This window comes from Geodermatophilus sp. URMC 61 (assembly GCF_052931555.1).
The window spans coordinates 2,444,344-2,457,657 of sequence record NZ_JBRFHZ010000002.1 but is presented as its reverse complement, the minus strand read 5'-3'; the positions used below and the strand labels follow the sequence as shown (position 1 = coordinate 2,457,657).

The 13,314-nt window shown below is 73.3% G+C and carries 15 protein-coding genes; 5 read left to right on the top strand and 10 right to left on the bottom strand.

Annotation, left to right across the window (positions count from 1 at the left end):
• Nucleotides 1-121: 121 nt before the first annotated feature.
• Both ACU610_RS11280 and ACU610_RS11275 read left to right on the top strand, forming a co-directional pair.
• Entirely contained in the window at nt 122-514 is a 393-nt protein-coding gene (locus ACU610_RS11280) for a hypothetical protein (protein WP_446767803.1), read from the top strand.
• A 249-nt stretch (nt 515-763) separates the two neighbouring features.
• Nucleotides 764-1,096 (top strand): EthD family reductase, encoded by a 333-nt coding sequence (locus ACU610_RS11275; RefSeq protein ID WP_446767802.1) that lies wholly within the window; start codon nt 764-766, stop codon nt 1,094-1,096.
• A gap of 51 nt (nt 1,097-1,147) precedes the next feature.
• Here ACU610_RS11275 and ACU610_RS11270 read toward each other — a convergent pair whose 3' ends face one another.
• From ACU610_RS11270 to paaA, 7 genes are all read right to left on the bottom strand, one after another.
• Nucleotides 1,148-1,591 (bottom strand): thioesterase family protein, encoded by a 444-nt coding sequence (locus ACU610_RS11270; RefSeq protein WP_446767801.1) that lies wholly within the window; start codon nt 1,589-1,591, stop codon nt 1,148-1,150.
• The gene (locus ACU610_RS11265) at nt 1,588-2,358 is read right to left on the bottom strand and encodes an enoyl-CoA hydratase-related protein (protein WP_446767800.1); all 771 of its coding nucleotides are present in this window, start codon (nt 2,356-2,358) and stop codon (nt 1,588-1,590) included. Before ACU610_RS11265 ends, ACU610_RS11270 begins: the two co-directional genes overlap by 4 nt.
• Before the next feature lie 5 nt (nt 2,359-2,363).
• Complete coding sequence (gene paaE, locus ACU610_RS11260; protein ID WP_446767799.1) at nt 2,364-3,470, bottom strand: 1,2-phenylacetyl-CoA epoxidase subunit PaaE; 1,107 nt, start codon at nt 3,468-3,470, stop codon at nt 2,364-2,366.
• The gene (paaD, locus tag ACU610_RS11255) at nt 3,470-3,991 is read right to left on the bottom strand and encodes a 1,2-phenylacetyl-CoA epoxidase subunit PaaD (RefSeq protein WP_446767798.1); all 522 of its coding nucleotides are present in this window, start codon (nt 3,989-3,991) and stop codon (nt 3,470-3,472) included. Before paaD ends, paaE begins: the two co-directional genes overlap by 1 nt.
• Nucleotides 3,988-4,899, bottom strand: coding sequence for a 1,2-phenylacetyl-CoA epoxidase subunit PaaC (gene paaC, locus ACU610_RS11250; RefSeq protein ID WP_446767797.1), 912 nt, complete (start codon nt 4,897-4,899; stop codon nt 3,988-3,990). The genes paaD and paaC overlap by 4 nt, the downstream gene beginning before the upstream one ends.
• A 161-nt stretch (nt 4,900-5,060) precedes the next feature.
• The gene (gene paaB / locus ACU610_RS11245) at nt 5,061-5,516 is read right to left on the bottom strand and encodes a 1,2-phenylacetyl-CoA epoxidase subunit PaaB (protein WP_446767796.1); all 456 of its coding nucleotides are present in this window, start codon (nt 5,514-5,516) and stop codon (nt 5,061-5,063) included.
• Entirely contained in the window at nt 5,513-6,478 is a 966-nt protein-coding gene (gene paaA / locus ACU610_RS11240; RefSeq protein ID WP_446767795.1) for a 1,2-phenylacetyl-CoA epoxidase subunit PaaA, read from the bottom strand. Before paaA ends, paaB begins: the two co-directional genes overlap by 4 nt.
• Nucleotides 6,479-6,704: 226 nt before the next feature.
• Between paaA and paaK the strand changes: the two genes are divergently transcribed.
• The 3 genes from paaK to paaZ are packed head-to-tail and all read left to right on the top strand — an operon-like array spanning nt 6,705 to nt 10,772.
• Entirely contained in the window at nt 6,705-8,045 is a 1,341-nt protein-coding gene (gene paaK, locus ACU610_RS11235; protein ID WP_446767794.1) for a phenylacetate--CoA ligase PaaK, read from the top strand.
• Nucleotides 8,042-8,671, top strand: a complete 630-nt coding sequence (locus tag ACU610_RS11230; protein WP_446767793.1) for a TetR/AcrR family transcriptional regulator — start codon at nt 8,042-8,044, stop codon at nt 8,669-8,671. The genes paaK and ACU610_RS11230 overlap by 4 nt, the downstream gene beginning before the upstream one ends.
• Before the next feature lie 43 nt (nt 8,672-8,714).
• On the top strand, nt 8,715-10,772 hold the full coding sequence (gene paaZ / locus ACU610_RS11225) for a phenylacetic acid degradation bifunctional protein PaaZ (protein ID WP_446767792.1): 2,058 nt from the start codon (nt 8,715-8,717) through the stop codon (nt 10,770-10,772).
• An 82-nt stretch (nt 10,773-10,854) separates the two neighbouring features.
• Here paaZ and ACU610_RS11220 read toward each other — a convergent pair whose 3' ends face one another.
• Genes ACU610_RS11220 through ACU610_RS11210 form a run of 3 tightly spaced genes read right to left on the bottom strand, consistent with a single transcriptional unit; the run spans nt 10,855 to nt 13,235 of the window.
• Nucleotides 10,855-12,189 (bottom strand): cytochrome P450, encoded by a 1,335-nt coding sequence (locus ACU610_RS11220; protein ID WP_446767791.1) that lies wholly within the window; start codon nt 12,187-12,189, stop codon nt 10,855-10,857.
• A complete protein-coding gene (locus tag ACU610_RS11215; protein ID WP_446767790.1) occupies nt 12,186-12,356 on the bottom strand; it encodes a hypothetical protein in 171 nt (56 codons plus the stop codon). Before ACU610_RS11215 ends, ACU610_RS11220 begins: the two co-directional genes overlap by 4 nt.
• Before the next feature lie 24 nt (nt 12,357-12,380).
• Nucleotides 12,381-13,235, bottom strand: coding sequence for a 3-hydroxyacyl-CoA dehydrogenase family protein (locus tag ACU610_RS11210; protein WP_446767789.1), 855 nt, complete (start codon nt 13,233-13,235; stop codon nt 12,381-12,383).
• Nucleotides 13,236-13,314 lie beyond the last annotated feature (79 nt).

Below are 13,314 nucleotides of genomic sequence, written 5' to 3'. Positions count from 1 at the left end.
TTTAGTTCTACGGGTGTAGAAAGACTGCGTGACCCAAGTTACAGCCGGTGTCTCGATATGTGAAGTCCGTGTCTGGAAATCGAACGGCTCCCGGCTGCTCGTCCCGGTCCGCTGGTGCGCGGTGCTCGTGGCCCTGGGGTCAGCGGCGGTGCACGTGCTGGCCCTGGCGACCGGTGTCGCGCCGTCGTCGGTGCAGGTCGTGGCACTGCTCGTGATGGGGATGGCCTGCCTGCCGTGCGCCGTGCACCTCGCCTTGCTGCCGCGGCGTCGCACGTGGGTGCAGACCGCCGTCGTCTCCGCGGCGATGCTCGTGGGCCACCCGCTGCTGTCCGCGGCCGGTTCCGGACACCACGGGACGGCGCACGAGGGTGGAGCGGCCGTCGGCGTGGGTGCGGCGACGGTCGTCGTCCCCGCGACGGGTCTGGTCCTCGCCCTCTCCGGTCTCGCCCTCGAGGCCAGGAGGTCGGCCTCGACCGCGTCAGCCGCCGATCCTCGGACCTGCAGACCTGCATGAAGGTCCTCCACGGTGTGACCACCGCGCCGCGGCTCACCCCGCCAGGAGGCGTCATGGCCGTCTTCCGGATCCTCGAAGGGAGCGGACTCGTCCCACCCGCGCTCCGGGGGACCGGCGGTGCCTTCGCCGATCCGGTCCCGGCTCCTCCGGCGCCGACGCCTGCGTGCGGCTCGCCGCGTTCCTCGGGCGCGCCCCGCGCTGACCGTCCGGGGCTGGGTGCCTGCCCGCCGGCACGGTAGGAACGAGGTCATGACCGTCAGCTACTTCGCGCTGTACCGCACCCCGGACGACCCGGCCGAGTTCGAGAAGAACTACTTCGGCAGCCACGTGCCTCTGGTGGAGAGGACCCCCGGCCTCCTGGAGAACCGGGTGCACCGCGTGACCCGCCAGTTCGTCGGCGAGCCGGGCTACCACCTGCTCACCGAGTTGGTCTTCGAGTCGCCCGAGGCGATGAAGCAGGCGTTCAGGAGCGAGGAGTGGGCGGCCTCGGGTCGGGACCTGCAGTCCTGGGGCGGCATGGAGCTGGTCACCATGTTCTCCGCCGAGCCCTACCAGCCGGCGGCCCCGGCAGGGGCCGACTGACGCCGATCGCGACGTGCCCGCCCGTCCACGGAGGTGGGCCGGGCGCCTCCCTCAGTGCGGGTGCGGCAGGGCGTCCCCGGAACCGGTCCGCCGCTGGCTCCGCGACCGCGCGCCGATGCGGGCCTGGACGGCCTCCTCGCTCATGACCACCTGGCCGGTCGTGCCCCGGCCGAGCGCGCGGCCCTCGGCGTCGACGGCGGTGCACTCGCAGGTCAGCCGGTTGCCGCGCAGCTCCACGCACCGGGCCGTCACCCGGACGGCGTCCCCGACCCAGGCCGGCGCCAGGTGCTCGACCGACAGCGAGCTGCCGATCCCGGCCTCGCCGGGCTCGAGGTACCTGAGCAGCAGCTTCCGGCCGGCCTCCTCGAAGTGCTTGGCCATCGAGTAGGTCGCGTACACCGGGTGGACCGGGCCGAGCTCGTCGAAGCGGACGGTCATCTCCGGCGTCACCACCACGTCGAGGACGGCCGACGCGCCGACGGGGACGGGTCTCACGCGGGCACCCAGCGGGCGGGCCGCTTCTCGCGGAAGGCGGCGATGCCCTCCTGGCCCTCGTCACCGGCGAACAGGCGCGCGGACAGCTCCAGGAGGTCCGGGAACCGCTCGGCCAGTGGCCCGGTCCGCGCTGCGCGCAGCAGCCGCTTGGTCTCGGCCAGGGCCAGCGGCGCGCCCTTGCCGAGGGCCTCGACCTGCGCGGCCACGCAGGCGTCGACGTCCTCGGCGGGCACGACGAGGTCCACCAGCCCGCCGGCCAGCGCCTGCGGGGCCTCGAACACCTCGCCGGTGAGCATCAGCCGGTGCGCCACGCTCGGCACCATGCGGGGGAGGACGACGGCGGAGATGACCGCCGGGGCGATCCCGATCCGGACCTCGGTAAAGGCGAAGGTGGCCGCCTCGGCGGCCACCACCACGTCGCAGGCGGCCAGCAGACCGACGCCGCCGGCCCGCGCGGGCCCGCGGACGACGCCCACCACCGGCTTGGGGGAGTCCCAGACCATCTCCAGCAGTGCCGGGAACTCGTTGACGCCCTGGTCCTCAGCCGCGCCGCCGGCGGCCTCGGCCAGGTCCATCCCCGAGCAGAACACCCGCCCGGTGTGGTCGAGGACGACGACCCGCACGGCGTCGTCGACGATCGCCTCGGTCAGGGCCGAGCGCAGCTGGGCGCGCATCGCCCGCGAGAGCGCGTTGCGGTTCGCGGGGGAGTCGAGCGTCAGCGTGGCGACCCCGCGCCGACGCTCCACCTGCAGGACCCGGTCGCTCATCGCGGTCAGGCGTCGAAGTCGACGGTGACGGCGTCGGACACGGGCACCGTCTGGCAGGTCAGCACGTAGCCGGCCTCGACCTCCTCGGGCTCGAGGGCGTAGTTGCGCCGCATCTCGACCTCACCGTCGGTGACCCGGGCGCGGCAGGTGCCGCAGACCCCGCCCTTGCAGGCGAACGGCAGGTCGGATCGCACCCGCTGGGCGGAGTCCAGCACGGTCTCGTCCTTGGGGAGGGCCAGTGTGGTGGAGCGGCCGTCGAGGACGACGGTGACCTGGCTGCTGGGGCCGGTGACGGTCTGGTCGTCCCCGCGGACCGGCTGCGGCGGGACGTCGTCGACGTAGAACAGCTCCTGGTGCACCTTCTCCGCCGGCACACCGAGCTCGGCGAGGAGCTCCCGCGCGTCGCTGACCATGCCGTGGGGACCGCACAGCCACCAGTGGTCGACGCGCTCGGCCTCGACCAGGTTCTCGACCAGGGCGCGCAGGCGGGCGCCGTCGAGCCGGCCGCTGGTCAGCTCGGCGTCGCGGGGCTCGCGGGAGAGCACGTGCACCAGCTGCAGCCGGGGACCGTAGGCGTCCTTCAGGTCGGCGAGCTCGTCGGCGAACATCACCGTGTTGGTACGCCGGTTGCCGTAGAAGACCGTGACGGTCGACTCGCCGTCGCGCAGCACGCTGGCGGCCAGCGACAGCGCCGGGGTGATGCCGGAGCCGGCGACGACGAAGACGTGGTCGGCCGGTGTCGACAGGTCGGCGGTGAAGGTGCCCGACGGCGGCAGCACCTCGATCGCGTCGCCGGGGCGCACCTGGTGCACGAGGTACGAGGAGAAGAAGCCCCCGGGGACCTCGCGGACGCCGACCCGTGGCGCGGCGCCCACCGGTGCGCAGATGGAGTAGGAGCGGCGCTCGTCCCGGTCGCCCTCGACCCGGCGCAGCGTGAGCGCCTGGCCGGGCTTGAAGCGGTAGTCCTCGGCCAGCTCCTCGGGGACGTCGAAGGTGACCGCGACCGCGTCGTCGGTCAGCCGCTCGACCTTGGCCACCGTGAGCCGGTGGAACTGCGGCCGCCGCCGGGGGCGGGCGGTGGCCGACTCGGCGGCAGGGGCGGTCGCCGTCATCAGATCTCCTTGAAGTGCTCGAACGGCTCGCCGCAGCTGCGGCAGCGGCGCAGGGCCTTGCAGGCGGTGGCGCTGAACTCGCTCTGCTCCACGGTGTCGGGCGAGCCGCACTGCGGGCAGACGGCGGTGCGGCGGGTCGGCCCGAGCTGCAGCGGAACCGGGCCGGGAGCGCGGACCGGCGCCGTCCCCGGCGGGGCGATGCCGCCGGCGGCGAGCTTGCGGCGGCCCTCGTCGCTGATCCAGTCGCTCGTCCACGCCGGGGAGAGCACCGTGCGGACGTCGACGTCGCGGAAGCCGGCCGCGTGCAGGGCGTGCAGCAGGTCGGCGCGCATGACACCCATCGCGGGGCAACCGGAGTAGGTGGGCGTGATCTCGACGACGACCGTGCCGTCGTCGTCGGTGCGGACGTCGCGCAGCACCCCGAGGTCGGCGAGGGTCAGCATCGGCAGCTCGGGGTCGGTGACCGTCTCGGCCACGGCGCGGGGATCGGTGGTGGCCCGCTGCAGGGTCACGGCGGTCACCAGGTCGCCGCCGGGTGCTGCCGGGCCAGCCCCTGCAGGGTGTCGAGCAGCTCGGTCAACTCCGGCCCGTGCTCTCCGACGCGGCCCCGGGGCGGTGCGTCGACGGGCCACTCCGGCACGGCGAGCGTGGCCCGCTCGAGCACCCGGGTGAGCACGTCCCGGACCTCGTCGCGGACGCCGGCCGGGTCGACGGCGACGCCGGCCGCGGCCAGCCGCGCCTCGACGTCGGTCGCCGTGAACAGGTCGGCCAGCAGCGGCCACACCGCGTCGACGCCGTCCTGGGCGCGGCGGTGCGACTCCTCCGTGCCGTCGCCGAGGCGCAGCACCCAGCGGGCGGCGTGGTCGCGGTGGTAGGTGAGCTCCTTGACGCCCTTGGTCGCGATCGCGGCGAGCACCGGGTCGCGGGAGTCGCGGAGCCGCGCGAAGACCGCCAGCCGCACGGTCGAGGCCACCAGCAGCCGGATCATCGTCCGGGCGAAGTCGCCGTTCTCGGCTGCGCCCAGCGCGGTGTTGCGGAACTCGTCGGCGTCACGGAAGTAGGCCAGCGCGTCCTCGTCGGAGATGGTGTCGGTGGCCAGCTGTCGCGAGCGGCCGAGCACACCCACCGAGCCGGCGCGGGCCAGCAGCAGCCGGGCCTGGCCGAGCAGGTCGAGGCCGATGTTGCCGATCGCGACCTCCTCCTCGAGCTCCGGCGCGTTGGTGATCCACTGCGTCAGCCGCTGCGCGAGCACGAGGGCGTCGTCGCCGAGCATCAGGCAGTAGGCGCCCAGGTCGGCGGGGTCGATGCCGTCGGGGACGGTGGTGTCGACCCCGGCGAGGGGGTCGTCGAAGCCGGTGCCGAAAGCCCAGTGCCCCTCGTCGTCGTGGGCGTTGGACAGGGCCTCGTAGACGGTTTCCTCGTGCGCCACGTCGGAACGCTCCTCGGGTTGATGACGGGTTGGAACGGCCCCCTCTCGGGGCCCACGCCGAGCTCGGTGACTTGCTGGAACGGCCCCGTCCCGGGTCCCACCCTGAGCGTGCGAAGGGGTGGGGAGGACGGGGTCCCTCCACGGCGGGGGCAGGGGTCCTCCTACATGTGGGGGACGTCCTCGGGGATCTCGTAGAACGTCGGGTGCCGGTAGACCTTGTCGCCGCTCGGGGCGAACAGCGGGTCCTTCTCGTCCGGGCTGGACGCGGTGATGTCGGCTGCCTTCACCACCCAGATGCTCACGCCCTCGTTGCGCCGGGTGTAGAGGTCACGGGCGGCGTCGATCGCCATCTCGTCGTCCGGGGCGTGCAGCGAACCGACGTGCACGTGGTTGAGCCCGCGCTTGCCGCGGACGAACACCTCGTACAGCGGCCAGTCGCGCTTCACGGCCGGGCGTCGGGGCTGCACCGGGACCTCCGGCCCGGTCGGGATCGCCCCGTGCCCGCCCTCGGCGGTGACGGTGCCGGTCTGCTCCACTCCGCCCTCGTTCCGCTCCTCGGTCGCTGGCGCTCCCTGCGATGCTCGCTCGGGCGTCGTCCTCGCGTCGGTCGTGTTCACGCGGCGGCTCCCTCGTGCTTGCGGGCGTAGGCGGTGGCCGCCTCGGTCACCCAGGCGTTGTCGTCTCGGGCGGCACGGCGCCGGGCGATGCGGATGGCGTTCATCGGGCCACTGCCACTGATGACCCGCTTGAACTCGTCCCAGTCGATCGCGCCGAAGCGCCAGTGGCCGATCTCCTCGTCCCAGGCGAGGTCCGGGTCGGGGAGCGTGACGCCGAGGACCTCGGCCTGGGGCACGGTCATGTCGACGAAACGCTGCCGCAGCTCGTCGTTGGTGTGCCGCTTGATGCCCCAGGCCATCGACTGCGCGGTGTTGGGGCTGTCGTCGTCCGGCGGGCCGAACATCATCAGCGAGGGCCACCACCAGCGGTCGACGGCGTCCTGCACCATCGCCCGCTGTTCCTCGGTGCCGCGCATCATCGTCATCAGCAGCTCGTAGCCCTGCCGCTGGTGGAACGACTCCTCCTTGCAGATGCGGATCATCGCCCGCGCGTAGGGCCCGTAGGAGGAGCGGCACAGCGGCACCTGGTTGCAGATCGCCGCGCCGTCGACCAGCCAGCCGATCACGCCGACGTCGGCGTAGGTGAGCGTGGGGTAGTTGAAGATCGAGCTGTACTTCTGCTTCTGCTCGATGAGCTTGTCGGTCAGGTCGGCCCGGTCGGCGCCGAGGGTCTCCGCGGCGGAGTAGAGGTACATGCCGTGGCCGGCCTCGTCCTGCACCTTGGCCAGGAGGACCGACTTGCGCCGCAGACTCGGCGCGGCCAGCAGCCAGTCGCCCTCCGGCTGCATCCCGATGATCTCCGAGTGCGCGTGCTGGGCGACCTGCCGGATGAGCGTCTTGCGGTAGCCCTCCGGCATCCAGTCACGCGGCTCGATGCGGTGGTCGGCGGCGATGGTGGCGTCGAACTGCGCGTGCAGGGCGGTCTCGTCGGGCGCGGGCCGTTCCAGGGTGGGCGCGGACATCTCGTCCCCTCGGGGTGTGACGGCGATCGGTCAATTACTGACCAGATGGTCGGTAATGAGTGTGCACGACGCCGATCCACCGCACAAGTCCTGGCCCGGAGTCCCCGCGGGGCTTGACAGGGCGAACCGTGGGGAGTTGATTACCTGACCATCTGGTCGGTATTTGGAGCCACGCCCTCCGCCGACCGTCCGGCGACGACGCTGTAGGACCACGGAGGCCTCCGCCATGACGGCTGTGACCAGCGAGCCCACCCGGCGCCTCGGAGCGCCCCCGGACCCGGCCATCCTCGACCCGGCGGAACGGATGTCCGTCGAGGAGTTGCGCGCCCTGCAGCTCGAACGGCTGCAGTGGACCCTGCGGCACGCCTACGAGAACGTGCCGCACTACCGGGCGGCCTTCGACGCGGCCGGCGTGCACCCGGACGACTGCCGGGAGCTGGCCGACCTGGCGAGGTTCCCCACCACCAGCAAGGCCGACCTGCGGGACAACTACCCGTTCGGGATGTTCGCCGTCCCGCAGGACCAGGTGCGCCGGGTGCACGCCTCGTCCGGCACGACCGGCCGCCCCACGGTCGTCGGTTACACGGAACGGGACATCGACACCTGGGCCACCGTCATGGCCCGCTCCATCCGCGCGGCCGGCGGCCGTCCCGGCGACCGGCTGCACAACGCCTACGGCTACGGCTTGTTCACCGGCGGACTGGGCGCCCACTACGGCGCGGAGAGGCTCGGCTGCACCGTCATCCCGGTCTCCGGCGGCATGACGCCGCGCCAGGTCCAGCTGATCACCGACTTTGAGCCGAGGGTGATCATGGTGACGCCCTCGTACATGCTCACCGTCATCGACGAGTTCGAGAAGCAGGGCCTCGACCCCCGGGCCAGCTCCCTGGAGATCGGCATCTTCGGCGCCGAGCCGTGGACCGAGCAGATGCGGCTCGAGATGGAGGAGCGCGCGGGCATCCACGCCGTGGACATCTACGGCCTGTCCGAGGTCATGGGCCCCGGCGTCGCCCAGGAGTGCGTCGAGACCAAGGACGGTCTGCACGTCTGGGAGGACCACTTCTACCCGGAGGTCATCGACCCGCTGACCGGTGAGGTGCTGCCCGAGGGGGAGCAGGGGGAGCTGGTCTTCACCTCGCTGACGAAGGAGGCGATGCCGGTCGTCCGCTACCGGACCCGCGACCTCACCCGGCTGATGCCCGGCACCGCTCGACCGGGGATGCGGCGCATGGAGAAGATCACCGGCCGCACCGACGACATGATCATCCTGCGCGGGGTCAACCTCTTCCCGACCCAGATCGAGGAGATCGTGCTCCGGACTCCCGGTCTCTCGCCGCACTTCACCCTGGAGCTGACGACCCGCGGCCGGTTGGACCACCTCACCGCACGGATCGAGGCCCGTCCCGACTGCCCGGCCGAGCGCCGGCCGACGGCCGCCGCCGAGGTCGTGCAGGCGGTGAAGGACACCATCGGCACCAGCATCGAGGTGCTCGTCGTGGACCCGGAGACCCTGGCCCGGTCCATGGGCAAGCTCAAGCGGATCTACGACAACCGGGACCGCGTGTGACGTCCACGGCCGACCCCGCCCGGGCCCGGCGCGGCCGCCCGGGCCACTCGCTGGACTCGCTGCTCGACATCGCGGTCGCGGTCTTCAACGAGCGCGGCTACGACGCCACGAGCATGGAGGAGCTGGCCGCGCGGCTCGGCGTCACCAAGTCGGCGATCTACCACCACGTGTCCAGCAAGGTCGAACTGCTCCGCCTGGCGCTCGACCGGGCCCTGGACGCGCTGTTCGCCGTCACGGAGGAGCCGGGCGCCACCACCGGGCCCGCCATCGACCGCCTGGAGCACGTCGTCCGCGGCTCGGTGCGCGTGCTCGCCGCCGAGCTGCCGTTCGTCACCCTGCTGCTCCGGGTGCGCGGCAACTCCCCGGTCGAGCAGGCGGCGCTCCAACGACGTCGCCAGTTCGACCGCGTCGTCACCGACCTGGTGCGCGCCGCGGAGGAGGAGGGAGGCGTCCGCCCGGACGTCGACCCCGCCATCACCAGCCGCCTGCTGTTCGGCACCGTCAACTCACTGACCGAGTGGTACCGACCCGACGGCGGCCTGTCCGCCGACGACCTCGCCGACGCACTCGTCGCCACCACCTTCCAGGGCCTGCGCGCCCGGCCCGCCCCATCGCCACCGTCCTGACCCGATCCGTTGCTCCGCGGAGGAGCACCAGAGGAGTCCTCCGATGACCGCACCCCTGCTCCAGAGCTACGTCGCCGGTCGCTGGTACAGCGCGCCGAACGAGGGCACACCCATCGCCGACGCCGTGACCGGGGAGACCGTCGCCCGGATCAGCAGCACGGGCCTCGACGTCCCCGCGATGCTCGACCACGCCCGGACCGTCGGCGGACCGGCGCTGCGCGAGCTGACCTTCCACCAGCGGGCCGGCCTGCTCAAGCAGCTGGGCCTGCGGCTGATGGCCGGCAAGGACGCGTTCTACGCGCTCTCCCGCCGCACCGGCGCCACCGACCGCGACAACGCGGTGGACATCGACGGCGGCTTCGGGACCGTGCTCTCCTACGCCAGCAAGGGCCGCCGCGAGCTGCCCGACGACACCGTCGTCCTCGACGGCGCCGTCGAGCCGCTCGGCAGGGGCGGCACCTTCGTCGGCCAGCACCTCTACACGCCGCTGCGCGGCGTCGCCGTGCAGATCAACGCCTTCAACTTCCCCGTCTGGGGGTTCCTGGAGAAGCTGGCGCCGGCCTTCCTCGCCGGCGTGCCGACGATCGTCAAGCCGGCCAGCCAGACCGCCTACCTGACCGAGGCCGTCGTCCGGGAGATCATCGAGTCCGGCCTGCTGCCGGAGGGATCGCTGCAGCTGCTGGCCGGCAGCGCGAGCGGGCTGCTCGACGGCCTGGCCGGTCAGGACCTGGTGTTCTTCACCGGTTCGGCCGCCACCGCCCGCAAGCTGCGCAGCCACCCCGCGGTCGTGGCCAACTCGGTCCGCTTCAACGCCGAGGCCGACTCGCTCAACTGCTCCGTGCTCGGCCCGGACGCCACCCCGGACACCCCCGAGTTCGACCTCTTCGTCGAGCAGCTCGTCACCGAGATGACGGTCAAGGCCGGCCAGAAGTGCACCGCCATCCGCCGCGCGTTCGTCCCGCGCGACCTGATCGACGACGTCGTCGAGGCGACCCGGGAGCGGCTGGCGAAGGTCGTCGTCGGCGCACCGGGCGCCGAGGGGGTCCGGATGGGTGCCCTGGCCAGCCTCGACCAGCGCGAGGAGGTGCTGCGGTCGCTGAAGGCGCTGCGCGGCGTCGCCGAGCTGGTGGTCGGGGACCCCGAGCACTTCGAGGTGGTCGGTGCCGACCGCGACCGCGGCGCCTTCCTGCCGCCGATGCTGCTGCGCTGCGACGACCTGGCCGCCGCCGAGCCGCACGACGTCGAGGCGTTCGGGCCGGTCAGCACGGTCCTGCCCTACGACGGCGTGGCCCAGGCCGTGGAGCTCGCCGCGCGCGGCCAGGGCAGCCTGGTGGGCTCGGTGGTGACCCACGACCGGGAGTTCGCGCGGGAGTTCGTGCTCGGCGCGGCGCACGCGCACGGCCGGATCCTGGTGCTGGACCGCGACGACGCCGCGGAGAACACCGGGCACGGCTCGCCGCTGCCGGTGCTCGTGCACGGCGGCCCGGGCCGCGCGGGCGGTGGCGAGGAGCTCGGCGGCATCCGTGGCGTGCTGCACCACATGCAGCGCACCGCCGTGCAGGCCTCGCCCGACCAGCTCACCGCGATCAGCGGACGCTGGGTCGCCGGGGCGGAGCGCCACGACGACGGCGTCCACCCGTTCCGCAAGTCGCTGGCCGAGCTGCGCATCGGCGACTCGGTCACCGCCGGGCCGCGGACGGTCACGCTCGAGGACATCGAGCACTTCGCCGCGTTCACCGGCGACACGTTCTACGCCCACATGGACGAGGCCGCCGCCGCGGCGAACCCGCTCTTCGGCGGTCGGGTGGCGCACGGCTACCTGCTCGTCTCGTTCGCTGCGGGCCTGTTCGTCGACCCGGCTCCGGGGCCGGTACTGGCCAACTACGGCGTGGACAACCTGCGCTTCCTCACCCCGGTCAAGCCGGGGGAGGAGCTGACCGTCACGCTCACCGCCAAGCAGATCAGCCCGCGCGGCGGTGCCGACCACGGCGAGGTCCGCTGGGACGCCGTCCTGGTCAACGCCGAGGGCAAGCCGGTGGCCACCTACGACGTCCTGACCATGGTGGCCAAGACCTGGCCACCGGCGTCGACCCCGTCCTGACCGGGCGAGATCTGCACACTCGCGGCCTCCGGGCGCCCGAACGGTGCGAGTGTGCAGATCTCGTCGACGGGGGCGGGGCCGCTCAGCCGGCAGCGACCCAGCGCACCGGCAGCCGCTTGAGCCCGCGCTGGAAGGTCGACCGCAGCAGCGCCGGCGGCCCGTCGAGCTCGAGGCGCTCGGTGCGGCGCAGCAGCTCGCCGAAGAGTGCGCGCATCTGGGCCCGGGCCAGCTGGCCCCCGAGGCAGAAGTGCGGCCCGTGCCCGAGGGACAGGTGCGGATTGGGGGCGCGGCGGACGTCGAAGCGATCGGGATCGGCGAACACGGCCTCGTCGCGGTTGGCAGACGTGAAGGACACGACGACCTTGTCGCCGGCCCGGATCCGGACGCCGGCGAGCTCGACGTCGCGGGTGGCGGTGCGCCGGAAGACCATGACGGGGGTCCACCAGCGCAGCATCTCCTCGACCGCGTCCGGCAGCAGCGAGGGGTCGGCGCGCAGCACGGCCAGCTGCTCGGGGTGCTGCAGCAGGGCGATGAGGCCGCCGGGCAGGCCGTTGCGCAGGGTCTCGTTCCCGGCGACGGCGAACAACCAGAACGTGTTCTCGAACTCGGCGTCGCTGACGCGGCCGCCGCCCCCGTCGACCTGCGCCAGCAGGATCGACATGACGTCGTCCCCGGGCGCCCGCCGCTTCTCCTCGGCCAGCAGGCGGGCGTAGGCGTAGAGATCGGGCATGCCGGCGCGGGTCCGCGGATCGGGCATGCGCCCATCGGCGGCGGGGACCGGCCGCAGGGCCAGCGCCTCCCGTGCCATCGCCGTTCCACCGGTGCCGTCGAAGGCGGCCGACGTGGCGTGGTCGGGGTCCTGCCAGCCGATCACCCGGTTCGACCAGTCGAACAGCAGCCAGCGGTCCTCGGCCGGCACGCCGAGCACGTCGGCGAGGGTGAGCAGCGGCAGGTCGGCAGCGACGTCCCTCGCGAAGTCGCACCGGCCCTCGGGCGCGCCGGCGGTCATCCGGTCGACCAGCCGTGCCGCCGTCGCCTCGATCGCCTCCGTCAGCGCTGCCACGGCTCGGGGCGTGAAGGAGCGGGTGAGCAGCCGCCGCAGCCGCGAGTGGTCCGGCGGGTCCATGTTGAGCATCATCCGGCGCACCCAGTCGAGGTCGGCGGCGTCGCGGACCTGGGTCGCGCCGAGCCACGAGGAGAACGTGACCGGGTCGCGCAGCACCCGCTCGACGTCGGCGTGCCGCAGGACGAGCCAGAACCCCGGCCCGGCCGGATGCCCGTGCAGGGCGGGTTCGTCGACCCACGCCACCGGCGTCTCGGCCCGCAGCCGGCGCAGCAGGTCGAACGGCGGGCCGACCTCGTAGGTCGTCGGGTCGACGAGGGCGACGGTGGGGCCCGACCCGGCCGGCGCGCTCATCGGCCGGTGGAGGCCGGCGTCCGCTCGGCGAGGGCCTCGACCGCTCGCAGGACGCCGGAGAGCTCGACACGGGAGCGGTGGGAGGGACCGGAGCTCTGCAGGGTCACCGTGGCGACGCCGTCGGCGTCGGGGCGGGTCACGGTCGCGCCGGTCGCCGTCGTCGTCATGGTCGGCTCCTCGGGTCGAGGGGATCAGGTGTAGGTGTGGAACCCGCGACCGGTCTTGCGGCCGAGCTCGCCGGCGGCGACCTTGTCGCGGAGCAGTTGCGGCGGGGCGAACCGCTCGCCGAGGGTCCGGTGCAGGTACTCGGCGATCGCCAGCCGGACGTCGAGGCCGACGAGGTCGGTGGAGCGCAGCGGTCCCATGGGATGGCGGTAACCCAGCTCCATGGCGGTGTCGATGGCCTCGGCGTCCGCGACCCCCTCCTCGAGCATCCGGATGGCCTCCAGCCCCAGGAGCACGCCGAGCCGGGAGGAGGCGAAGCCGGGGGAGTCCTTCACCACGACGTCGGTCTTGCCCAGGGCGCGCACCCAGCCGCCGGCCGTCCCGACGAGCTGCGGGTCCGTCTCCGGCGCGACCACCACCTCCACGAGCTTCGACGCCGGCACGGGGTTGAAGAAGTGCAGGCCGAGGAACCGGGTCGGGCGCTCCAGGGCGGAGGCCAGCTCGGTGACGGACAGCGAGCTGGTGTTGGTGGCCAGCACGGCGTCGGGAGCGACGGCTGCCTCGGCGGCCCGCAGCACCTGGGCCTTGAGGTCGGCCTGCTCGGGGACGGCCTCGACGACCAGCCCGGTCTCCCGGTCCAGCTCGGCAGGCGAGCCCACCACGGTCAGCCGGTCCAGGACCGTGGCCACCTCGAGGTCGAGCTTCCCTCGCCGGGCGGCCTCCTCCAGACCGTGGGCGACGCGCCCGCGGGCGGCCGCGGCGGCCTCCCCGCCGGCCTCCACGACCGCGACCCGGGCGCCGGCCACCAGGAAGACCTGCGCGATCCCGGCGCCCATGCGGCCGCCTCCGATGACGCCCACCCGGGCCGGGACGGCGGTCATGTGTCCTCCTCGCTGGTCCCCGCGAGCGGGAGCTGCCCCCAGCTCGTCGGGTACAGGCCCGGCGGTGCCGTGCCCACTG

Bases quoted from the DNA above. Each gene is read 5' to 3' on its own strand.
- ACU610_RS11265 (WP_446767800.1), bottom strand. From the start codon at position 2,358: ATGAGCGACCGGGTCCTGCAGGTGGAGCGTCGGCGCGGGGTCGCCACG.
- paaK (WP_446767794.1), top strand. From the start codon at position 6,705: ATGACGGCTGTGACCAGCGAGCCCACCCGGCGCCTCGGAGCGCCCCCG.
- paaZ (WP_446767792.1), top strand. From the start codon at position 8,715: ATGACCGCACCCCTGCTCCAGAGCTACGTCGCCGGTCGCTGGTACAGC.
- paaA (WP_446767795.1), bottom strand. From the start codon at position 6,478: ATGTCCGCGCCCACCCTGGAACGGCCCGCGCCCGACGAGACCGCCCTG.
- ACU610_RS11220 (WP_446767791.1), bottom strand. From the start codon at position 12,189: ATGAGCGCGCCGGCCGGGTCGGGCCCCACCGTCGCCCTCGTCGACCCG.
- ACU610_RS11210 (WP_446767789.1), bottom strand. From the start codon at position 13,235: ATGACCGCCGTCCCGGCCCGGGTGGGCGTCATCGGAGGCGGCCGCATG.
- ACU610_RS11275 (WP_446767802.1), top strand. From the start codon at position 764: ATGACCGTCAGCTACTTCGCGCTGTACCGCACCCCGGACGACCCGGCC.
- paaE (WP_446767799.1), bottom strand. From the start codon at position 3,470: ATGACGGCGACCGCCCCTGCCGCCGAGTCGGCCACCGCCCGCCCCCGG.
- ACU610_RS11215 (WP_446767790.1), bottom strand. From the start codon at position 12,356: ATGACGACGACGGCGACCGGCGCGACCGTGACCCGCCCCGACGCCGAC.